Genomic DNA, 21,496 nt, shown 5'->3' on the forward strand with positions numbered 1-21,496 from the left:
ACGTCGTCAACGCTTACGTAAACGTCAATCTAGGCGCGGGCCATAGGTTTGCATTCCTAATCTGGCGGGCTTATTTTCCGGGCGAAGGCCGATTGGAGGAGGAGCCGATGGCGACCCTGTCTCACGGCGAAATCTGGCGCGCGATCGACGCTCTCGCCGAGCGTTTCGACATGACGCCTTCGGCCATGGCCAAGATGGCGGGCCTGGACCCGACCAGCTTCAACCGTTCCAAGCGGGGCTCGGCCGAAACCGGCCACGCCCGCTGGCCCTCGACCGAAAGCCTGTCCAAGCTCTTGGAGGCGACGGGGGTCAATTTCTCGGAGTTCGCCGCCCTGACCGAGCGGTCGCCGGTCCGCACGCCCGGCCGGCGGGGCGCGCCGCTGATCGACCTGGCGCAGGCCGGCAAGGATGGCTTCTTCGACGCAGCGGGCCTGCCGGTCGGCGGCGGATGGGACGAAGCGCCCGGACCCGAGTTGGAGGACGGGCTGTTCGCGCTGGAGGTGACCGGCGATGATCTCGCTCCGGTCTATCGTGACGGCGACCGGCTGCTGGTCTCGCCGACCCTGGAGCCGCGGAAGGGCGATCGCGTCGTGGCGCGCACCCATGGCGGCGAGGTTCTGGTGCGGGAGCTGGGCCGGGTCACGGCGCGGAGCATTGAGCTCCTGGCCCTCGACCGCGCGGGCGCAGAACGCCTGCTGTCACGCGACGAGGTCGCCTGGATCGCCCGGATCGTCTGGGTCAGCCAGTAGGCCGACCCAGGCCAAAGATCGGATCCGGCAGGATCAGGTGCGCGGGCAGTCGGCGTGGCTGTCGAGCAGCCAGGCGATCAGCGGGCCGGCGGCCGGATCGGCGCACGACACGTCCACCCGATAGGAATTCCAGGTGTCGTTGTGCGCGGCCTCGACATGGGCGTCGGGGAACTGTTGCACGATCCCGCCGAGCAGGGAGTCGAATTCCTGGCGGTCGGTGGGGCGGAGCGTGAAGGAAGCCATGGGACGAAACCTTGAGGACTAATCTTGGTTCTGATGATCCCAGACTAGACGCCTAAAGGTGGGGATACCCTTAATCAGGACTTCAGATCCCGTTCATCTTCAAGGACATGGTGTCGCAGGTGGCGCAGATCCATTCCGAGCGACACACGCCTGAGGTTCCTTTCCCGCAAGGGGAGAGGCACCCTGATCAACCCAACTTTTCTTCGATTAGCGCCACCGTGCGGTCGATCCCGAAGATCGCCGCGAACGAGCCGAAGCGCGGGCCCTGGCTCTGGCCCAGCAGCACTTCGTACAGGGCCTGGAACCACGCGCGCAGCGGGTCGAAGCCATGGGTCTTGCCGACCTCGAACACCTCGTTCTGGATCAGCTCGGCGTCCTGGGTGTCGGCCGGCATGGCCTTCAGCTTGGCCAGCAGGTCCAGCATGGCGGCGCGTTCCTGGTCGGTCGGGGCGCGGAACACCTTCGAGGGCTTCACGAAGTCCTCGTAGTAGTTGATCGCGTAGCCCGCCAGGCGGTCCAGCAGCGGCTGGGTCTCCGGCGAGGCGCCCGGGATGTAGCGCGAAAGGAAGCCCCAGAGGATTTCCTTGGTCGAGGCGTCGGCGGCCGAGACCAGGTTCAGCATCAGGCTGAACGACACGGGCGAGCCCTGCTCGGGCGGGGCGCCTGCGTGGATGTGCCAGACGGGGTTGTCCAGCTGCTTGGCCGGCTCTTGGCGGCCGAAGGCGTCCAGCTGCTGCAGGTACTCGTCCGTCGCCTTGGGAATGACGTCGAAATAGAGCTTCTTGGCCGACTTGGGGCTCTGGAACATGTAGTAGGACAGGCTCTCGGGCGCGCCGTACCGCAGCCAGTCCTCCATCGACAGGCCATTGCCCTTGGACTTGGAGATCTTCTGGTTGTTCTCGTCCAGGAAGAGCTCGTAGTTGAAACCCTCGGGCGGAACCCCGCCCAGGGCCTTGCAGATCGCGCCCGAGGCCTTGACCGAGTCGATCAGGTCCTTGCCGCTCATCTCGTAGTCGACGCCCAGCGCCGTCCAGCGCATGGCCCAGTCGGGCTTCCACTGCATCTTCACGTGGCCGCCGGTGACGGGAACCTCGACCTTCGAACCGTCCTCGTCCTCGAAGACGATCGTGCCCTTCTCGACATGGCGCTCCAGGGTCGGGACCTGCAGCACCTTGCCCGTCGACGGGCTGATCGGCAGGAACGGCGAGTAGGTCGCGCGGCGCTCTTCGCCCAGCGTCGGCAACATGACCTTCTGGATCGCGTCGAAGCGCTCAAGAGCCGTCAGCAGAGTCGCGTCGAACAGGCCGCCCTTGTAGCACTCGGTCGAGGAGACGAATTCGTACTCGAAGCCGAAGCCGTCCAGGAACGCGCGCAGGCGGGCGTTGTTGTGGGCGCCGAAGCTGTCATGGGTGCCGAACGGGTCGCGGACCACGGTCAGCGGCTTGCCCAGGTCCTCGATCAGCGGCTGCTTGTTCTCGATGTTGTCGGGAACCTTGCGCAGGCCGTCCATGTCGTCGCTGAAGGCGATCAGTCGCGTGGGGATGTGGTCGTCGACCAGCGCGCGGAAGGCCTGGCGCACCATGGTCGTGCGCGCCACCTCGCCGAAGGTGCCCAGGTGCGGCAGGCCTGAAGGCCCGTAGCCCGTTTCGAAGATCACGGCCTTGGCCAGGGCCGGATAGGCCTTCACCGCCTCGTCCGCCTTGCCAGCCTCGATCAGGGCCTTGGCGGCGTCCTGGTGGGCGCGGTCGGGCAGGCGCACGCGCAGGACGCGGGCGATCGTGGCGCGCGCCTGCTCGAAGGGCCAGGAGCGGGCGTCACGGGCGAGGGGGGAGAGGCCTTCAAACATGCGGGGCGGTATAAGCGCTGACGCGGCGAAGGGCTAGGGTGGTGGTCGCCGCAAGCTCCATCACTGTGTCATCCCGGCCGCGGCGCTATCCGGGATGACGCGGTGGTTGAGCGCCTTCAGCCTTTCAGCGCCCCCGCCACCACTTCCCGCGCCTCGGCCTGGACCTGTTTCAAGTGATCGGGCCCCAGGAATGACTCTGCATAGACCTTGTAGACGTCCTCGGTGCCGGACGGCCGCGCGGCGAACCAGGCGTTCTGCGTGCACACCTTCAGGCCGCCGATCGCCTCGCCGTTGCCGGGGGCGGCGGTGAGGATGTCGGTGATCGCCTCGCCGGCGAGGGTCTTGGCCGAGACGTCGCTGGGGCTGAGCTTGGCGAGGCGCGCCTTCTCCTCGCGGCTGGCCGGGGCGTCGACGCGGGCATAGGCTGGCGCGCCGTATTCTTCGGTCAGGCCGGCGTAGAGCTGGCTGGCGCTCTGGCCCGTCACCGCCTGGATCTCGGCGGCCAGCAGGGCCAGCTGGATGCCGTCCTTGTCGGTGGTCCACGCCCCGCCGTCGTGGCGCAGGAAGGCCGCGCCCGCTGACTCCTCGCCGCCGAAGCCGACCGAGCCGTCCAAGAGGCCCGGGACGAAGTACTTGAAGCCGACCGGCACCTCCAGCAGGCGGCGGCCCATCCCCGCGACGACGCGGTCGATCATCGAGGACGAGACCAGGGTCTTGCCGACTGCGACGTCCGCGCCCCAGCCGAGACGGTGGCTGAACAGGTACGAGATGGCGGCGGCCAGGTAGTGGTTGGGGTTCATCAGCCCGCCGTCGGGGGTCACGATCCCGTGCCGGTCGGCGTCGGCGTCATTGCCGGTCGCGACGTCATAGGGGGCGAGATCATGGGCCGCGCCGCCCTTCATGATCCCGATCAGGTTGGCCATGGCCGAAGCGGACGAGCAGTCCATGCGGATCTTGCCGTCGGTGTCGAGCGGCATGAACGCCCAGCGCGGGTCGACGGCGTCGTTGACCACGGTCAGGTCCAGGCCGTGGCGCTCGGCGATCGCGCCCCAATAGGCGACGGCCGCGCCGCCCAGCGGGTCGGCGCCGATCCGCACCTTGGCAGCGCGGATCACGGCCATATCGATCACCGCCGGCAGGTCGTCGACATAGCGGCCGAGGAAATCGTAGCCGCCGACCGCCTTGCGGGCGGTCTCGAACGGAACACGCTTCACGCCGGTCAGGCCGTTGGCGAGCAGTTCGTTGGCGCGGGCGGCGATGGCCGAGGTGGCGTCCGAGCCGGCCGGACCGCCCGACGGCGGGTTGTACTTGATGCCGCCATCCCGGGGCGGATTGTGCGAGGGCGTCAGCAGCAGGCCGTCGGCCAGAAAGCCCCCTTTGGAGCCGCCCTGGCGATTGTGGGTGAGGATGGCGTGAGACACCGCCGGGGTCGGGGTGAAGCCGTCGGAGGAATCCACCAGAGTCGTCACGCCGTTGCCGGCCAGCACTTCCAGCACCGAGCGCCAGGCGGGTTCGGACAGACCATGGGTGTCGCGGCCGACGAACAGCGGACCGGTGACGCCCTGGGCGGCGCGGTATTCGACGACCGCCTGAGTGACCGCCAGGATGTGGGCTTGGTTAAACGCGCCGTCCAGGCTTGAGCCCCGGTGGCCCGAGGTGCCGAACACGACCTTCTGGACGGGGTTGGAGACGTCCGGCGTGATGTCATGGTAGGCGGCGATCAGGCCGTCGAGATCGACAAGATCTCCGGGCAGAGCGCGAAGTCCGGCGCGGTCATGCATCAAGTCACCAGGTGCGTTTGGGCGTATCGATAAGCGTAAAGTCCTTAAAGAGCGCGGAAGACAATTTCACGAACTATCTGGTGGGGGTTGTTGTTTCTCAAGGGCTATTCGTCCAACGCTGCAAGCTCCCACGATCGTGGATCGTCGGGCTGGAGACGGATGTCGCCGCTCCAGTTGGTCCGCGCCCGTCCGGGGGCTCTTGGGGTCCCGAGCTGAAAGACGCTCACGCCCCCCATCCTCACGGGCAAGAACAACCTGGCCGAGCAGACTGTCGAGCCGAAACGCAAACACAAACTCACGGTACTCCGGGTTCGCCCGGCCGCTCCGTCGCCTCCCCAACACCTTCAGCGGTCACGCCGCGTGAAGCGGCGGACGCGCGTCTTCCCAGTTCCTCCCCCGTGTCACGCAGGAGGAACAGCCGCCGCGACAACGCGCCTCTTGAGCGACTCGCCAAGTCGGCCAAATCTTCCTGTGTCGGAACGTTTGTCGGAGGTTCTTCGATGGCGAGTAAGGCGTTCGAGCTGCAGATGCTGGGATACGGCCTGACCACGGCCGAAATTCACTACCACATGCCCGACCACCCCGCCCTGCTGCAGCTGTATGTCTGGCAGGAGTATGATCTGGCGCCGAAATTCCCGACCCTCAAAGGGTTCCTGGATTTCTGGGCCAAGGAGCTGGACGGGGTGCTGCATTCGGTGCGGGTGGCGCACAACCGCCTGATCAGTCCTCGGGAATGGCGGGTCGTGAACGGGGTCTTCACGCTGCAATGAGCATCGCCGGGGTTGCGCGGCGGCTTCCCCGCCCGTAACTCCCCCGCGATGAGCATTTCCGCCCAGGGGGCCAAGATCTGCGGACTGTCGACGCCCGAGACGGTCAAGGCCGCCTTCGACGGCGGCGCCGCGTTCCTGGGCTTTGTTTTCTTCGACAAGAGCCCGCGCAATGTCGCGCCGGAGACCGCCGCGCGACTGGTCGAGCCTGTTCGCGGACGGGGCGTTCAGACCGTCGCCGTGACCGTCGATCCTGACGACGCCTTGATCGATCGTCTGATGGCGACGATGCGGCCCGACCTGATCCAGGTGCATGGCAAGGAAACGCCGTCGCGTGTTCGCGAGATTGCCGCCCGCGCCGGCGTGGGGGTGATCAAGGCGTTTTCGGTTTCGTCGCCGGCTGACGTCGACCAGGCCGCCGCCTTTGACGGCGTGGTCCAGCACCTGATGTTCGACGCCAAGCCGGTCGAAGGCTCGGCCCTGCCGGGCGGCACGGGCGCCCGCTTCGACTGGGGTCTCCTGGCCGGCAGGCGCTTTTCGCGGCCGCATTTCCTGGCCGGGGGGCTTGATCCGTGGAGCGTTGGCGAGGCGATCAGGACCTCCGGAACGCCCCTGGTGGACGTTTCTTCTGGCGTGGAGCGTGGTCCCGGCCTAAAGGACCCGGCTCTGATCACGGCGTTTCTCGACGCCGTCAAACGCGCCCAAGACTGAAAAGCCCAGCTCGGAAGCTCTCGTGAACGCTCCTGCGAAACCCAATGACTACTCGGCCTATCCCGATGCGGAGGGCCGCTTTGGCGGGTTCGGCGGCCGCTACGTCGCCGAGACCCTGATGCCGCTGGTCCTCGATCTGGGCAAGGCTTATGCCGACGCCAAGGCCGATCCGCAATTCCAGGCTCAGCTGACCAGCTACAACACCCACTACGCCGGCCGGCCCAGCCCGCTCTATTTCGCCGAGCGCCTGACCGAGCATTTCGGCGGGGCCAAGATCTATTTCAAGCGCGACGAGCTGAACCACACCGGCTCGCACAAGATCAACAACGCTCTGGGCCAGATCCTCTTGGCCATGCGCATGGGCAAGACCCGGATCATCGCCGAGACGGGCGCGGGCCAGCATGGCGTGGCCACCGCCACCGTCTGCGCGCGCTTTGGCCTGCCGTGCGTCGTCTATATGGGCGCCACCGACGTCGAGCGGCAAAAGCCGAACGTCTTCCGCATGAACCTCCTGGGCGCGGAAGTGCGTCCGGTGAGTTCTGGGACGGGCACCCTGAAGGACGCCATGAACGAGGCGATGCGCGATTGGGTGACCAACGTGCATGACACCTACTACCTGATCGGCACGGCGGCTGGCCCGCACCCCTATCCGGTGATGGTCCGCGACTTCCAGAGCGTGATCGGCGCCGAAGCCCGCGAGCAGATCCTGGAGATGGAAGGCCGCCTGCCCGACGCGGTGGTCGCCTGCATTGGCGGCGGCTCCAACGCCATCGGCCTGTTCCACCCGTTCCTCGGCGACGAGGGCGTGCGCCTGATCGGCGTCGAGGCGGCTGGCCACGGCGTGTCGACCGACAAGCACGCCGCCTCGTTGACCGGCGGGCGTCCGGGCGTGCTGCACGGTAATCGCACCTATCTGCTGCAGGACGACGACGGCCAGATCATCGACGCCCACTCGATCTCGGCCGGCCTCGACTATCCGGGCATCGGTCCGGAGCACGCGTTCCTGCACGAGATCGGCCGCGCCGAATATGTCTCGACCACGGACGAGGAGGCCCTGGCGGCCTTCCAGCTGTGCTCGACGCTCGAAGGCATCATCCCGGCGCTGGAACCGGCCCACGCCCTGGCTCGGGTTGGCGAGATCGCCCAGGAGCTGGGCAAGGGCAAGATCGTGGTGATGAATCTCTGCGGTCGCGGCGACAAGGACATCTTCACGGTGGCCGAAGCCCTCGGGCGCAAGATCTAGGACCGACCTCGCGTGACCAAAGACCGTATCGACCGCCGCTTTGCGGCGCTGAAGGCCGAAAACCGCGCCGGCTTCGTGACCTATGTCATGGCCGGCGATCCCGACGCCGTCACGACCCTTGAGGTGCTCAAGGGCCTGCCAGGCGCCGGCGCCGATCTGATCGAGCTGGGCTTTCCTTTCTCCGACCCGATGGCTGAAGGCCCGACCATCCAGCGCGCCGCCCAGCGCGGCCTTGCGTCGGGTATGACCCTCCAGGGCACGCTGGACCTCGTGGCCGCCTTCCGCGAAGGCGACCAGGACACGCCGGTCATCCTGATGGGCTATCTGAACCCGGTCCTGAACAAGGGCTTTGAGACCTTCGCAGCACTGGCCGCCCGGGCCGGGGTCGACGGCCTGATCATCGTCGACTGCCCGCCCGAAGAGGCCGATCCGCTGTCGGACGCCTTGGAGGCCGAGGGCATCGCCCTCATTCGCCTGGCGGCTCCGACTACCGATGACGCCCGTCTGCCGATGGTGGTGCGCCGGACCTCTGGCTTTGTCTATTACGTCTCGGTCGCCGGGGTGACCGGCGTGAAGTCGGCGAACGCCGCCGAGGTCGCGCCCGCCGTCGAGCGGCTGCGCAAGGCGTCGGGCCTACCGGTCGCCGTGGGCTTTGGCATCCGCACGCCGGACCAGGCCGCGGCCGTCGCCATGGTGGCCGACGCGGCCGTCGTCGGCTCCGCCCTTGTAGACGAAATCGAGGCTGCGGCGCGGTTGAACGAAAACGTGACCGAGAAGGTTCTTCTAAAAGCGGCGGAGCTGGCTAAGGCTGTGCGTTCGGCGCGAGTCGGGACGAAGTGAGGCTTTAAGGCTATGGCTATGGCTGAACCCCAGGACCCGAAAAAGGGCGACAAGAAAACAGCGGAGCGCCGAGGCGGCGGTTGGCTGTCGCGGATCGCGCCCGGCGTGCGCGGGGCCTTCGCCAAGCGCGAGACGCCCGAGAACCTGTGGGTTAAATGCCCTGACACGGGCGAGATGATCTTCCGCTCCGACCTTGAGGCGGCCCTGTGGGTCACGCCGGCCGGTCGCCACATGCGGATCGGGCCGGAAGCTCGCTTCAAGTTCACCTTCGACGACGGCCAATACGAGGTGCTGCCGAGCCCGTCGGTGGTTGAGGATCCGCTGAAGTTCTCGGACGGCAAGCCCTACAAGGACCGTTTGGCCGCCGCCCGCAAGGCGACGGGCGAACAGGACGCCATGGCCATCGGCTACGGCAAGGTCGGCGGCGTCGAGGCGGTGGTCCTGGTGCAGGACTTCGCCTTCATGGGCGGGTCGCTGGGTATGGCTGCGGGTGAGGGCTTCATCGCCGCCGCCAAGGCCGCGCTGGAGCGTGAAGTGCCGCTGATCGCCTTCACCGCTGCGGGCGGCGCGCGCATGCAGGAAGGCGCGCTGTCGCTGATGCAGATGGCCCGCACGACCCTGGCCATCAACGAGTTGAAGGACGCGGCCCTGCCCTACGTCGTGGTGCTCACCGACCCGACGACCGGCGGCGTCACCGCCTCCTACGCCATGCTGGGCGACATCCACCTGGCTGAGCCGGGCGCCCTGATCGGCTTCGCCGGCCCCCGCGTCATCGAGCAGACCATCCGCGAGACCCTGCCGCCGGGCTTCCAGCGGTCGGAATACCTCGTCGAAAAGGGCATGGTCGACCGGGTCACGCACCGGAAGGAGCTGCCCGAAGTGCTGGGCTCGCTGCTGGGCACCTTGATGATGGGCCGCAAGCGCAAGGCGGCGTAGCCTTCTCATCCTCCCCCGTGAAACGGGGGAGGGGGACCGCCGAATGGCGGTGGAGGGGGCGTCAACGCCTCCGACAGCGCCCCCTCCGTCACGTCGCCGAGCGGCGCCGCGCCACCTCCCCCGCAAGAGGGGGAGGAGGGAGACGAGAATGACCGAGCATCTCCGCGCTCATGACGCCGCCCTCGCGCGGCTTCAGGCGCTGCATCCCAAGCTGATCGACCTGTCGCTGGACCGGATGCGGCGACTCTGCGCCGCGCTTGGCGACCCGCAGGATCGCCTGCCGCCAGTCATCCACGTGGCCGGCACCAACGGCAAGGGCTCGACGGTCGCCTACCTGCGCGCCATGGCCGAGGCGGCGGGGTTGAGCGTCCACGTCTTCACCTCGCCGCATCTGGTGCGCTTTTCCGAACGCATCCGTCTGGCCGGAAAGCTGATCACAGACGAGTATCTCGCCGATGTGCTCGATCGCGTCGAGCAGGCCAACGCCGGTCAGCCGATCACCTTCTTCGAGATCACCACGGCGGCCGCCTTCGTCGCCTTCGCCGAGGTTCCGGCCGATCTTTGCGTCATCGAGGTGGGGCTGGGCGGAATTCTCGACGCCACGAACGTCATCCAACGCCCGGCGGTCAGCGTCATCGCGCCCATCGACATCGACCATCGCGAGTTCCTGGGCGACACCATCGCCGAGATCGCCGTCGAGAAGGCCGGGATCATCAAGCCGGACGCTCCGGTCGTGTCGGCCCGCCAGCAAGCCGACGCCGAGGACGTTCTGGACACGACCGCCGCCCTGGCTGGGGTCGAGCTGACCCTGATGGGCCGCGACTTCGACGCCTGGGGCGAACGCGGGCGCCTTCTGGTGCAGATGCAGGATCGCCTGCTGGACCTGCCAGCGCCTTCGCTGCCGGGTGAACATCAGGTCTCCAATGCGGGCCTCGCCGTCGCGGCCCTTCTGGCCCTTGGCGATTCGCGCATGGACGAGGCGGCCATGGGCCGGGGGATCGCGAGCGCGGTCTGGCCCGCGCGCTTCCAGCGGCTCACGGCGGGTCCGCTGGCCGAGCGCGCCAAGGCCGCCGGGACGGATCTCTGGCTGGACGGAGGCCATAACCCTCACGCGGGCCGGGCTGTCTCTCGGGCCGTCGCCGATCTCGCCGCCCGGGACGGCCGGCCGGTAGCGCTGATCTCCGGACTTCTGGCCAACAAGGACGCCCCCGGCTTTTTCGGCGCGTTCCGGGGTGTGGCGGCCAAGGTCTTCACCGTGACCTTCGAGGGGCGCGCCGCCGCCAGCGCCGCCGACACGGCCGCCGCCGCCGAACTGGCGGGCTTGAGGGCCTGCGCCTGCGCTTCGGTGGAGGAGGCGCTCGATCAGGCCATCAAGATGGACCCGGTCCCGCACGTCCTGATCTGCGGATCGCTCTACCTAGCCGGCGAGGTGCTGGCCATGAGCCCCGAGACGTGGCCGACCTGAGGGCGTAAGACGGTCGCACGCCGATAGGGCGGCACGGCCCGCCGGACATCCTCGGCAGGCGCGCCCGCCCTGGCAGGAACCGCCGATGGCCAAGGGTCAGAAAAAGTCGAACAAGGAAATCCGCAAACCCAAGGCCGAGAAGAAGCCGCCGTCGACGCCGACCTCGCCGTTCATCGTCATGCCCCGGAAGTAAGGACCACACGAAAAACGCCCGCCCCGGAGGACCGGAGCGGGCGTCTTCGAGTCAGCGATGGACGGGCCTTAGGCCGCCTGGACGCCGGCCTCGTTCAGCCATTCCAGGATCTTCTGCTTGGGCATGGCGCCGACCTTCATCGAGGTCATCTGGCCATCGCGGAACAGCATCATGGTCGGGATGCCGCGAACGCCATAGCGCGACGGGGTGGTCGGGCTGTCCTCGATATTGACCTTGGCGATGGTCACCACGTCGGCCAGCTCTTCGGAGAGCTGCTCCAGCGCCGGGGCGATCTGCTTGCACGGGCCGCACCACTCGGCCCAGAAGTCGACGAGCACGGGCTTGCTGGCCTTCAGGACGTCGGATTCGAAGGTGGCGTCGGTCACCACAACGGTGCTCATGGCTTGCTCCAGTCTGGCGTCGCGCGGCGGAGTCCGGCGCGGAGGACGCGATAAGGGTCGGGCCCGGAGGCGTTCCGGGCGGTTGTCCAAGATGTAGGAGGACCAGGCGCGTCCGGCAACGGGATTAAGCCAGCCGCGCCAGCGCCTCGACCATCACCTTTTCTGGAACAGGCATCAGTTTGGGACCGTCCGTCCAGACCAGCGCCGCCTCCACCGCGCGGCCTGGAAACACTTCGCGCAAAACGGCCGCATAGACCGCCATCTGCGCCAGATAGGCAGTGTCTGCGTCCTCGATCCGGTCGGGCGAGGGCCGGTTGGTCTTGTAGTCCACCACCAGCACGCGATTGTCATCGACCACCAGACGGTCGACGCGCCCAGAGACGGCGAGGCCCTGGGGCAGATGGGCGCTGGTCCCGGCCAGGGCGACCTCGGCGCGCGAATTTGGTCCGAACACCGCCGCGAACCGCGCGTCTTCAAGGACACCAAACGCCGCGCCGGCCATCTCTTCTCGCTGCGCGTTGGTCAGGTCGCGTTCGGCGGCCAGGATGCGCCGCGCCGCGTCGGGGCGCTGAGCGGGCGGCAGGTCGGGCAGCAGCTGGAGCAGCTTGTGAATGAGCTCGCCGCGTCGATAGCGGCCTAGGCCGGCGATCCGGGCCAGGGGCGAGGGGGCGGGAACCCGCGCGTTGTCTTCGAGCCGCGACGGCGCGGCGTAGCGGGCGGCGGCGGGCTCGGGCGCGGCCTGCGCCGTGATCCAGACGGGCGCGGCGGCGGCGTCGGTCGCTTCAAGGTCAAGCCTCGGCGCGCTCAGCGGATCGGGGCCATAGCGCAGGAACGCCGTGTCGCCGTCGCCGATCGTGCGGACGTCGGGCGCGATGTCGGGATGGGCGAAGGCCGCGCGAGCCGCCGCATACCAGCCGCCGACCTTGTCGTCCTTGGTGCGGGCGTCGATACGGCCGCACAGAATCAGCCGTTCGCGGGCCCGGGTCAGGGCCACATAGAGCAGGCGCAGGGCCTCTTGCGCCTCCTTGTCCTCGCGCAGCTTGCGGGCCTTGGCCGAGGCGGCGCAGTCGCCCTTGCCGGACGCGCACCACAGCAGGGCGCCGTCCTCGGTGACCAGCAGCGGCGAGCCGCCGGCGCCGCGTTTGACCGTCGTCTCGGGCAGGAAGACGATCGGCGCCTCCAGGCCCTTGGAGCCGTGGGCGGTCATTACCCGCACCTCACGGCGGGCGCCTTCCATCTCGCGCTTGACGATGATGTCCAGCGCCGCGAAGTCCGCGACCAGCGCCTCCAGGTCGCGAACGCCGCGTTGTTCGGCCTCCATCACCTGGGCCAGGAACTCGTCCAGCGCCTCCTCGGCCTCGGCGCCCAGCCGAGTCAGGACCTTGGCGCGGTGCGAGCGGCCATCGACGCCCGTCAGGCCCAGCCAGCCGGCGTAAAACTCAAACGGCTGGCGGCGGCGTCCTTCGGCGAGCGCCCAGTCGAGCACCGCACGGGCTGCGCTCCATTCGGGACGCTCTTCGGAGCGGCGGCCAAGTTCGGCCCAAAGCGTCGCCCGGCGACCCTTGGCCAGCGCATAGACGTCATCGTCGCCCAGCCCGCAGAACGGCGTCTTCAGCAGGGCCGCCAGGGTCAGATCGTCCTCGGGGAACAGGATGAACCGGCCCAGCGCCAGCAAGTCTTCGAAGGCGATATGGCTCGACAAGGACAGGCGATCGGCGCCCGCCACCGGCACGCCGCGCCGTTTCAGGGCGCGGATGATCTCCTCGAACAAGACCTTGCGGCGGCGGACGAGGACCAGAATGTCGCCGGCGTGGGCGGCGCGATGCCGGCCCAGGTCCTTGTCGAACACCGCATCGCCGCGATCGAGGATCGCCTTGGTCTCGGCGGCGATCGCTTCGGCCAGACGGCGGTTGGCGCTGCGCTCGCCCTCTTCGTCGAGCGGCTTCTCCCAGGCCTCGCGCTCCTCGCCGGGGAGTTCGCGGGTCAGCGGCCAGAGGTCGACACAGCCGGGGTGGCCGTGGCGGAAGAGTTCGTGCCGGACCAAGTCCTGGCCGACGGGGGGCGGCACCCCTTCCCGGGTGTCCGGATCGGAGAACAGGGCGTCGACGAAGCTCAAGACCTGGTGCGTCGAGCGATACGAGACCGTCAGCGGCACGCCCTTGCCGACCGCGCCGACCGCCTCGATCCGCGAAATATAGCCCTGGGTCTCTTCCAGCAGACGCGTCGGGTCGGCGCCCTGGAACGAGTAGATCGACTGCTTCTCATCGCCGACCACGAACAGGGTCCGCTCGGCGCGGCGGCCGCTCCAGCCCTCGGACGTCTCGCCGACGAAGAAGTCGGCGGTCAGGGCGCGCAGGATCTCCCACTGCTCGGGGGCGGTGTCCTGGGCCTCGTCGAGCAGGATGTGGTCGATGCCGCCGTCCAGCTTGTAGAGCACCCAAGCGGCCTCGACCTTCTCCGTCAGCAGCAGTCGCGTCTTGTCGATCAGGTCGGTGAAGTCGAGCGCGCCGCGCGCTTCCTTTTCGGCCATGTGGCGCTCGATATAGAGACCAGCCAGCAGCAGGGCGTTCTGCGTGTCTTCCGCCACCCTGGCGGCGCGGACCTGCTCGCGGGCGGCTTCCAGTTTGGCCTGCTCCAGCAGTAGGGCCTCGCGCAGGTCCTCGCGGCTCTTGAGGCCCGAGGTCTTGGCCGGCCAGGTCGCAGGCGTGCCCTCGCCGCTTTCGGTGAAGAGGGCGCGCAGGGCGAGGTCCAGCGTGGCGTCGGGATCGCGGGCGACGGCGGCCAGGGCCTCGGCGTACTTGGCGTCCTGCTTGCCGCCGCCGTCGAACAGTACGGTCGCGACCGCCCGCCAAGTGGGACGGTCAAGGCGCGCCATGGCCTTGACGGCGAGGTCCTCGGCCGAGGTCGGCGCGTCGAAGCCGCAACGCGCCCAGGCGTCGGCGATCGCTCCGGCCAGGCCGCCGCAGCGCTGGACATAGGCCATGATCTGGCCGCGCCGGCTCTCGAAGCCGGCGAACATCGCCTCGAAGCTCTGGAAATCCAGGGCGACCGAGAAGCGGGCGTAGGCCTCTGAAAAGGCGTCGTCGTGGCTGTCGACCCAGGCGGCGACGGCGCGGCGGGCGGCGCGGGCGATGGCGGCGCCGGCCTGGTCGTCCATTACGGTGAAGCCTGGCGAGACCCCGGCCTCCAGCGGAAAGCGCCGCAACAGCTTCTCGCAGAACGCGTGAATGGTCTGGATCTTCAGGCCGCCCGGCGTCTCCAGCGCTTTGGCGAACAGGGCGCGGGCGTCGGACAGGCTCTTGGCGTCGTAGCGGGCGTCGGCCTCGCCGACCAGCTTGACCAGTTCGGCGCTCAGGTCGGCGTCGCTAGTCACCGACCACTTGCCCAGCCGGTCGAACAGGCGGCGCTGCATCTCGGCGGCGGCGGCCTTGGTGTAGGTCACGCACAGGATCGCCTGCGGCTCGACCCCGGCCAGCAAAAGGCGCGCGACGCGGTCGATCAGGGTCTTGGTCTTACCCGAGCCCGCGTTGGCGGTGACGAAGGCCGAGATCGTCGGATCGGCGGCGATGCGCTGGGGGTCGTAGGCCATCAATCGATCCACCGGGCTTGCACATAGACGCGACCGTCGGTCCAGCAGCGGGTGACGATGACCTCGTCCCAGGTCCGCAAGTGGCGGGCGAGATGGACTTCGCGGTTGGGGCAGCGATGGGCGGTCCACCAGGCAGGTGGGCCATTGCCGGCTAAGGGGAGGACGTTCGCGACTTCCCGCACATCTTCGATCTTGCGGAAAGGTGGACGGACCAAGGCGGCGCTGGTCGCCTCGTCGGCGGCGAAGGCCAGGTCGATCCACTCGGCGTCGTTCGTACCGACGCCGTGGGCCTTCAGATCACGGACGCCCTGACCTGGCCAAGCATCAAAGACGTCGTGGAAGCGGACGCTGGGCGGGGCTAGGTTCGCCCACAGCAGGCCCGCGACAAGCAGGGCGGTCGGCGCGGCGCCGACTACGACGGGCGCCGCCATCAACCAGGGGCGCAGCCAGCGATGCCTATCGCGTAGCAGAAAACCGACAATCCAGCAGACAACGGCGGCGCAGACGAACAGCGCGCCTGAAACCAGCAGGTAGAAGATGACGACGATGCCCAGGCCCATTACTCGCCCTCTCCGTCGTCGCCGCTGGTCGACCATTCGAACACCCGCGCCAGATGCGCGTAGTCGCCGGGGTGCTCCTTGACGAACTGCGGCGCGACCCGCGAGCGATAGGGCTCGTCGGGGTCATCATAGCGCGCGATCAGGCCGGATAGACCCTCCAACGCCTTGGTCGCCGCAGCGCTGGCCTCGTCACCGGCGAGGGCGCGGACCTGCTCCTCGCCGGCGGGGCGGCGGCCGGTGACGCGGACATAGGTCAGGTCGCCAGGTGCGGGCCTGCCGAGGTCTGGGAACCCGCCGTTCATCAGGATGGCCGCCGTCAGGGTCAGCTGCGGCGAGAAGCCGGTGTCGACCTGCTTCTGGGACGGGGCGGCGCCGGTCTTGTAGTCGAGGATGTGCGCGGTTCCGTCCGGCGTCGGCTCGATGCGGTCGGCCTTGGCGGTCAGGGTGAACGGACGGCCGTTGATGGCTAGCTCCAGCTTGCCCTCGGCCTCGACGACAATGCGTCGGGCATTGGTGCGGCGCTGGCGTTCCCAATCGGCGACCCAGGCGGCGGCCTCGCGGGCCAGGGCCTTCTCGCGGGCCAGGGCCGTGGGCGGCATGCCGGCGCTGACCAAGGCGTCGACATAGAGCTTTTCGAAGGCTGAGGCCGCTTCAGCCGGCACGGCGTCGGGATAGAGCTCGGCGAACCGCTCGAACGCGGCGTGGATGGCTGTGCCGCGCGCCCGCGCCTCGACCGGCTCGTCGGGACGCTCCAGCGGATAGAGCTTCAGGATATCGCGCGCCCAGACGGCGTAGGGATCGCGGGTCAGGGCCTCAACGCGCGTGACGGCCATCTTACGCGGACGATCCTCGACGGGCGGTTTGGGCGCGGGGCGGCCGATGGGCGCATAGGGGCCAGGCGCGTCCATCGCGCGGACCCAGTCCAGCACGTCGTCGCGGCGCGGCAGCGCCAGGCCTGCGCCGGCGGCCAGGGTCTTCAGGCGCCACAGCCAGCGCGACTCGACGGCGGGCGCGCCGCCGCGCCGCTCGCAATGGACCAGAACCACGTCCGGCGCGCTGGCGGCTTGGGCGAAGTCGTGGGCGGTCAGGCCGATCCGGCGTTCGGGCGGCGGCAGGCCGAGGCGCTGGCGCATCGGCCGCGACAGGAACGGATCGATCGGCGCGCCCTGCGGCCAGACGCCTTCCTCCAGCCCCGCCAGCACCAAGCGGTCGGCGCGCACAAGCCGCGCCTCGATGGCCCCGAGGATGCGCAGACGCGGATGGGTCGCGCCGCCGACCCGGACGGTCTCTTCGTTGACGAGGCGGTCGAGAATATCGGCGAAGGCCTGGGGCGAGGCGTCGGGCAGGGGCTCGCCGTCCTGGATCAGGGCGGCCATCAGCGTGCCCAGGCACTCGCCGGCGTTTCCCGCCCAAAGGCGATGGGGCGCGATCAGCGACTCCAGCGCCTCGACCAGAGTCTGGGCCGCGCGGGCCGGGGCGGCGAGCTTGCGATCACCATAGGGCGCGGCGGCGCGGTCGACGGCGGCGAGGACCCGATCGGCCAAGGCCAGGGCGTCCGGTGCGTCGCGGAGACGGGCGCGAAGGATGTCGGCCGATCCCGGCGCGGCGCCGCGCAGGCCCTTGCGCTCAAGCAGAACGGCGGCCGAGGCCTCGTCCTCGCCCAGCACCAGCGGGTGCTTGGCGAAGGCCAGCAGACGGACGGGGTTGAGCGGCTCCTCGACCAGGCGCGCCAGGTGCAGGGCCAGGATCGCCGAGCCAGCGGCCGCCAGCGGCGCGCCGGCCGAGCTGTCGGGAATGACGCCCCACCGCTGGAGGCGGGTCATGACCCGGCGCGCCAGGGTCTGGTCCGGCGTCACCAGGGCGGCGGTGCGCTCGGGATCCTCAAGCGCTTCGCGCAGGAGAAGGGCGCAGGCGCCGGCGGCTTCTTCCTCGGCCCGGGCGGCGATGACCGAGAACCCCTTCAGCCCTTCGGCGACGGGATCAAGGTCCGGCGCCTCGGCGCGCAGGGCGGCGATCTGGCTCAGCCAGTCGGCGGTGGCTTCGGCGGGGCGCAGCGCTTCGTTGACGATGCGACGGCGCCAGCGGCCACGGCTGTCGACCTCGGGAACCCAGGCGCGGACCTCGGCGCGAGAGACCCCGGCGCGGTCCAAGAGGCGCTTCATCGCCCCCTGCGGATGCTGCTCGCCTTGGGAGCCCTCGATCTTGGTCCAGGCGGTCTCAGCCAGATCCTCATCGAGGCCCGGCAGGACCACGGCGCCCTTGGGCGCAGCGGCAATGACCCGCAGCAGGTCGGCGGTCGCGGGCGCGGTGCCGGTCGAACCGGCGGCGACCAGCACCTCGGTCGGCGGGTTGTCGCGCCACTGCGCCTCCAGCGCCCGAAGCAGGCGCACACGGCGTTCGGAGACGTCGATCAGGCCAAGATCATTCAGGCCGGTGGACCAGGCCCGCAGCACGGACCGCAGGAACCGGGCCGAGACCTGCCAGTGCTGGGCCAGATCACCCTCGGCGAGGCCATCCAGCTTGTCGTCGAAGTTCACTTCCTCGATCTGGCAGCTGTCGAGAAATTCGCTGAGCGCCTTGGCCAGCTCAAGGGCTTGAACCGGACCCGGCTTGAACGACAGCTTGTCGCCGTGGTCGGTCACCAGCCGCGCCAGCTCGAACCGCCGCCGCCGCGACGAGATCGCCGGCGGCAGGGTCAAGGACAGCTCTCCGGGCTCGAACGGCGGCTCGCCTTCGTCGAGGTCGCCCAGCGGCCGGATCTGCGGTAGCAACAGCGCGCGCCCGCCGCCGACGGCCAGGAAGGCGTCGGCCAGGGCCCGCGCGCCCCGGCGGGTCGGGGTCAGCACCGTGGCGCGGGGCAAGGCCTCGGGACCCAGCGGCTCCAGCGTGTTCAACAGGCCTCGCGCCAGATCATCGACGAACGGGCGGTGCGCCGGGATCGAATACCAGCGCGGCCCTTCTCGTTCGAAGAACGGCGCGGGCCCGCTCATGCCTCGGCGAGCCGGGCTTCGGCGGTCAGCTTAGCCTGCGGATCGCCCACGTGCATCCAAAGGCCTTCGGGCGCCACACCGTGGACCCGTCCGTCGGCGGCCAGCCGTTTCCAGAGCGGCAGCAGCGAGAACGGCCCCTCGGGACCATCGGCCGTGATACCCGGCTTGCAGATGTGCACGCCCACATAGACCAGCGGCGCGATCTCACCGGCGTCCTTGAAGCGCACGACGCCGTCGGCGCCGAGGAACACATCGCCCGTATCGTGGAAGCCCAGCGATCCCGTGGTCGAGGCCAGCATCAGGCACACGTCCATCCGGTCTGGATCCCAGGCTGCCGCCACCGCGTCGACGGCCGCTCCAGCGTGCTCGATCCAGATCGAGTCGATATTGGCGACGAACACTGGACCTTCGCCGAGCAAGGGGAGGGCGTGCTTGATCCCGCCGCCGGTCTCCAGCGCCTGGGCGCGTTCGTCGGAGATGACGATCCTGGGGCCGAGGCCCTTGGCCTCGCGGGCCCGCAGGTGCGTCTCCACCAAGTCGGCGAAGTAGTGGACATTGACCACGGCGGTCTCGACGCCGGCCGCCACCAGGCGGTCCAGCATGTGGTCGATCAGCGCCTTGCCGGCGACCTCGACCAGGGCCTTGGGCCGGTCGTTGGTCAGCGGTCGCATACGGGTGCCGAGGCCCGCCGCCAGCACCATGGCGATCTTGGGACCGCTCATCGGCGCGCCTCCACCGGAACGTAGCGGTCGAACCAGGCCTTGAGGTCCGCCAAGGCGGGATCGGCGAAGCAGACGTCCAGATAGACCCACAGGCGGGGAATGAAGTCGGCGTAGCGAGGCTTGCCGTCGCGGGTCACAAGGCGTGCGAAGATGCCCAGGATCCGGATGATGTTGAGCGCGCCCAGCGCGTGGTAATCGGCCAGGAACGCCGTTCGATTCAGCTCGGGCCGCGCCGCGAGGTAGCGGTCGAGGCAGGCGGCCTCGCGCTCGGGCGAAACGGTGCGACGGGCGTCGTGCAGCAGCATCGACAGGTCCCAGGCCGGATGGGCCAGGACGGCGTCCTGGAAGTCCAGCATTCCGACCCGCGCCGCACCGTCGCGCTGCGGCAGCCAGATCAGGTTCTCGGCGTGATAGTCGCGATGGCAGAAGACCGTCGCGCCGGCCTCGCCCTTGGCGCGGATCGGCGCCCAGATCGCTTCCCATTCGGCCAGGGCGGCATCGTCGAAGGCGATGTCGCGAAACCTGGGCTGCCACTCGACGAAGATGTCGTGGGCAGTCTTCAGGGCTAGATCGTCATAGGTCAGCAGCGGCCAGGTCGAACCGTCATAGTCCAGGACTTTGGGCGTCGCCGCCGCGTGGATCGCCAGCAAGCCATCGATGGCGGCGTCGTACAGGGGCGCTTCATCGGTTCCAGCCTCGATCAGACGTGCATAGAGATCATCGCCCAGGTCTTCCAGCACGGCCAGGCCCGCCGCAGGATCGGCCGCGAGCACCTTTGGGGCCGACAGGCCCTGGGCGTTGAGCCATCCCGCGCAGGCCACGAAGGCGTCGACGCGGCCCGCCGCCAGACGCGCCAGAGCGTTGTAGCCCAGCGCCGCGCGCTCGGCCGGGGAGGCGTCAGGCGGACAGGGCGCGGTTTCGACAGAGGGCGGCTGGTCCATGAAGATGAAGCTCTGATCGCCGCGATGCAGCCGCTCGTAGCTCCGCGTCGAGGCGTCGCCGCCCAGCGACTCGCGGCGGACGTCGCCGAAGCCGTTGGCGGACAGGAACGCGGCCTTGGCCGCCTCGCGTTCAGAACTCAAGGGATCGTCCTTCGAAATCGCCGTGCGCCACGATGACGGCGCGCCGGGCGTCGCCTTCGAGGGCGATGTCTATATCGAGCCGAGTCCGGGGCAAACGCCCTTCCAGTCGCTGCGGCCACTCAATCAGGGCGACGCCGCCGTCCAGCGCTTCGTCCAGGCCGATTTCGTAGGCCTCTTCGGGGTCAGAGAGGCGATAGAGATCGAAGTGAGCCAGGGGAAACGCCGGCGTCTCGTAGAATTGGACGAGGGTGAAGGTCGGGCTGGGCACCTCCTCGTCCGGCGTCGTCAGGGCGCGGATCAGGGCGCGGGCCAGGGTCGACTTGCCCGCGCCGAGGGGACCGGTCAGGCAGACGGCGTCGCCGGGACGGAGGCCGGCGGCCAGCGTCCGCCCGAGCGCTTGGGTGGCGGCCTCATCGGCGAGGAACAGGGCTTTCACGTCGGGCGGCTCGTCGGGTCGATCGGCAATTGGCGCTCCACATAGCGCTTCAGGACCTCGGTGGCTTGCTCGGCGTCGCGTGGCAAGGCTTTCGGATCGATCGGAGCCCCGACGGTGAGCGAAAACCGCCGACCTCTCTTGTTGAGCAGTTCGTGGAAGAGCGTGATATCGCGCAGTTCGCGCGAAAACCGATTGAACAGATGGAACAGAGTCGACCACGGCCCTTCCAGATGTATCGGGATGATCGGCGCATCGTACTTGCGGGCGATCGAAACGGCCGACGACATCCACGGCGGGTCGCTGAGACGCCCGTCCGCACCTTTTACCGCCAGGCGCCCCGCCGGGAAGATCATCAGCGCCCGCTCAGCTTCCATGGCGTCCCGGGTCAGGGCCAGGGTCAGGCGCATCCGGTCTCGACTGCGCTTTTCCTCGACCCATTCGACCGGGATCAGAACCTCGTCGAAGCGACGACAGACGCGGTGGGCGTCGGCGTTCGCGTAAAAGACTATGTCGGGGCGACGGGCCTTGATCGCGTCGTAGACCGCGACCCCGTCGCCAATTCCGGTCGGGTGATTGGCCACGATGACCACGCGCCCGCCTATTGGCAGCTGCTCCAGGCCCCGCGCTTCGACTTTGAGCCCCAGGAGGCCCGACACGTGCTCAAGCGCGGCGCGGCCGCCAGTGTCCTCGATGGTCTCGGCCATGGCGCGAGCTTTGCGATAGTCGAGCAGACGATAGAGGCTCGGTTTGACCAGCGGCCAGAACCGCGAGTTGGTCAGGCGCGGCGCGCGCTCGGCGATCAGCGTGTCAACGATGTGGGGCTCGGCGGATCGAGGCGCCTGGACCGCCCCGGCGGCCGGAACATGAACCATGAGCCAAGCTTAGGCCCGGGCGTTCGATCTGTCAGCGCCCCCTTGCTCACCGGACGACGAACGCGCTAAC

The 21,496-nt window shown here is 68.9% G+C and carries 19 protein-coding genes; 8 read left to right on the forward strand and 11 right to left on the reverse strand.

The genetic code is table 11. The annotated features are described in order from the left end of the window. Positions 1-107: 107 nt before the first annotated feature. Complete coding sequence (locus CSW63_RS02245; RefSeq protein ID WP_062099429.1) at positions 108-749, forward strand: S24 family peptidase; 642 nt, start codon at positions 108-110, stop codon at positions 747-749. A 33-nt stretch (positions 750-782) separates the two neighbouring features. On the opposite strand, the gene CSW63_RS02250 is transcribed toward CSW63_RS02245, so the two are convergent. The 3 genes from CSW63_RS02250 to pgm all read right to left on the reverse strand — a co-directional run bounded on the left by CSW63_RS02250 (position 783) and on the right by pgm (position 4,622). Next, complete coding sequence (locus CSW63_RS02250; RefSeq protein WP_062099428.1) at positions 783-992, reverse strand: hypothetical protein; 210 nt, start codon at positions 990-992, stop codon at positions 783-785. A gap of 187 nt (positions 993-1,179) precedes the next feature. Further along, positions 1,180-2,838: a lysine--tRNA ligase gene (locus CSW63_RS02255; protein WP_062099427.1), complete on the reverse strand. Its 1,659-nt coding sequence runs from the start codon at positions 2,836-2,838 to the stop codon at positions 1,180-1,182. A 116-nt stretch (positions 2,839-2,954) separates the two neighbouring features. Continuing rightward, a complete protein-coding gene (gene pgm, locus CSW63_RS02260) occupies positions 2,955-4,622 on the reverse strand; it encodes a phosphoglucomutase (alpha-D-glucose-1,6-bisphosphate-dependent) (RefSeq protein ID WP_210408497.1) in 1,668 nt (555 codons plus the stop codon). A 497-nt stretch (positions 4,623-5,119) separates the two neighbouring features. On the opposite strand from pgm, the gene CSW63_RS02270 reads away from it, so the two are divergent. The 7 genes from CSW63_RS02270 (at position 5,120) to CSW63_RS02300 (ending at position 10,774) form a co-directional block, all read left to right on the forward strand. Continuing rightward, a complete protein-coding gene (locus CSW63_RS02270) occupies positions 5,120-5,389 on the forward strand; it encodes an usg protein (protein ID WP_062095894.1) in 270 nt (89 codons plus the stop codon). Between the two features lie 48 nt (positions 5,390-5,437). Beyond that, a complete protein-coding gene (locus CSW63_RS02275; RefSeq protein WP_062095896.1) occupies positions 5,438-6,097 on the forward strand; it encodes a phosphoribosylanthranilate isomerase in 660 nt (219 codons plus the stop codon). A gap of 22 nt (positions 6,098-6,119) precedes the next feature. After that, positions 6,120-7,340: a tryptophan synthase subunit beta gene (trpB, locus tag CSW63_RS02280; protein WP_062095898.1), complete on the forward strand. Its 1,221-nt coding sequence runs from the start codon at positions 6,120-6,122 to the stop codon at positions 7,338-7,340. Between the two features lie 12 nt (positions 7,341-7,352). After that, positions 7,353-8,180, forward strand: coding sequence for a tryptophan synthase subunit alpha (gene trpA, locus CSW63_RS02285; RefSeq protein ID WP_062095900.1), 828 nt, complete (start codon positions 7,353-7,355; stop codon positions 8,178-8,180). Between the two features lie 12 nt (positions 8,181-8,192). Beyond that, the gene (locus CSW63_RS02290; protein WP_062095902.1) at positions 8,193-9,116 is read left to right on the forward strand and encodes an acetyl-CoA carboxylase carboxyltransferase subunit beta; all 924 of its coding nucleotides are present in this window, start codon (positions 8,193-8,195) and stop codon (positions 9,114-9,116) included. 148 nt (positions 9,117-9,264) lie between these two features. Then, positions 9,265-10,581 (forward strand): folylpolyglutamate synthase/dihydrofolate synthase family protein, encoded by a 1,317-nt coding sequence (locus CSW63_RS02295; RefSeq protein ID WP_062095904.1) that lies wholly within the window; start codon positions 9,265-9,267, stop codon positions 10,579-10,581. An 85-nt stretch (positions 10,582-10,666) separates the two neighbouring features. Further along, positions 10,667-10,774, forward strand: coding sequence for a hypothetical protein (locus CSW63_RS02300; RefSeq protein WP_062095906.1), 108 nt, complete (start codon positions 10,667-10,669; stop codon positions 10,772-10,774). A 68-nt stretch (positions 10,775-10,842) separates the two neighbouring features. On the opposite strand, the gene trxA is transcribed toward CSW63_RS02300, so the two are convergent. The 8 genes from trxA to CSW63_RS02340 all read right to left on the reverse strand — a co-directional run bounded on the left by trxA (position 10,843) and on the right by CSW63_RS02340 (position 21,426). After that, positions 10,843-11,175 (reverse strand): thioredoxin, encoded by a 333-nt coding sequence (gene trxA / locus CSW63_RS02305; protein WP_062095908.1) that lies wholly within the window; start codon positions 11,173-11,175, stop codon positions 10,843-10,845. Between the two features lie 124 nt (positions 11,176-11,299). Further along, complete coding sequence (addA, locus tag CSW63_RS02310) at positions 11,300-14,764, reverse strand: double-strand break repair helicase AddA (protein WP_099502900.1); 3,465 nt, start codon at positions 14,762-14,764, stop codon at positions 11,300-11,302. Next, positions 14,764-15,324 carry a hypothetical protein gene (locus CSW63_RS02315; RefSeq protein ID WP_062095910.1) on the reverse strand — a complete coding sequence of 187 codons (561 nt, stop codon included), beginning with the start codon at positions 15,322-15,324 and terminating at the stop codon, positions 14,764-14,766. The genes addA and CSW63_RS02315 overlap by 1 nt, the downstream gene beginning before the upstream one ends. Then, positions 15,324-18,314, reverse strand: coding sequence for a double-strand break repair protein AddB (gene addB, locus CSW63_RS02320; RefSeq protein ID WP_062095913.1), 2,991 nt, complete (start codon positions 18,312-18,314; stop codon positions 15,324-15,326). The genes CSW63_RS02315 and addB overlap by 1 nt, the downstream gene beginning before the upstream one ends. Then, positions 18,311-19,036, reverse strand: a complete 726-nt coding sequence (murU, locus tag CSW63_RS02325) for an N-acetylmuramate alpha-1-phosphate uridylyltransferase MurU (RefSeq protein WP_062095915.1) — start codon at positions 19,034-19,036, stop codon at positions 18,311-18,313. The genes addB and murU overlap by 4 nt, the downstream gene beginning before the upstream one ends. Next, a complete protein-coding gene (gene amgK / locus CSW63_RS02330) occupies positions 19,033-20,118 on the reverse strand; it encodes an N-acetylmuramate/N-acetylglucosamine kinase AmgK (RefSeq protein ID WP_062095916.1) in 1,086 nt (361 codons plus the stop codon). The genes murU and amgK overlap by 4 nt, the downstream gene beginning before the upstream one ends. Continuing rightward, entirely contained in the window at positions 20,108-20,554 is a 447-nt protein-coding gene (gene tsaE / locus CSW63_RS02335; RefSeq protein ID WP_062095918.1) for a tRNA (adenosine(37)-N6)-threonylcarbamoyltransferase complex ATPase subunit type 1 TsaE, read from the reverse strand. Before tsaE ends, amgK begins: the two co-directional genes overlap by 11 nt. Further along, on the reverse strand, positions 20,551-21,426 hold the full coding sequence (locus tag CSW63_RS02340; protein WP_082749458.1) for a 1-acyl-sn-glycerol-3-phosphate acyltransferase: 876 nt from the start codon (positions 21,424-21,426) through the stop codon (positions 20,551-20,553). Before CSW63_RS02340 ends, tsaE begins: the two co-directional genes overlap by 4 nt. Positions 21,427-21,496 lie beyond the last annotated feature (70 nt).

The organism is Caulobacter sp. FWC26 (genome assembly GCF_002742645.2).
In the GTDB taxonomy this organism is placed as follows: domain Bacteria; phylum Pseudomonadota; class Alphaproteobacteria; order Caulobacterales; family Caulobacteraceae; genus Caulobacter.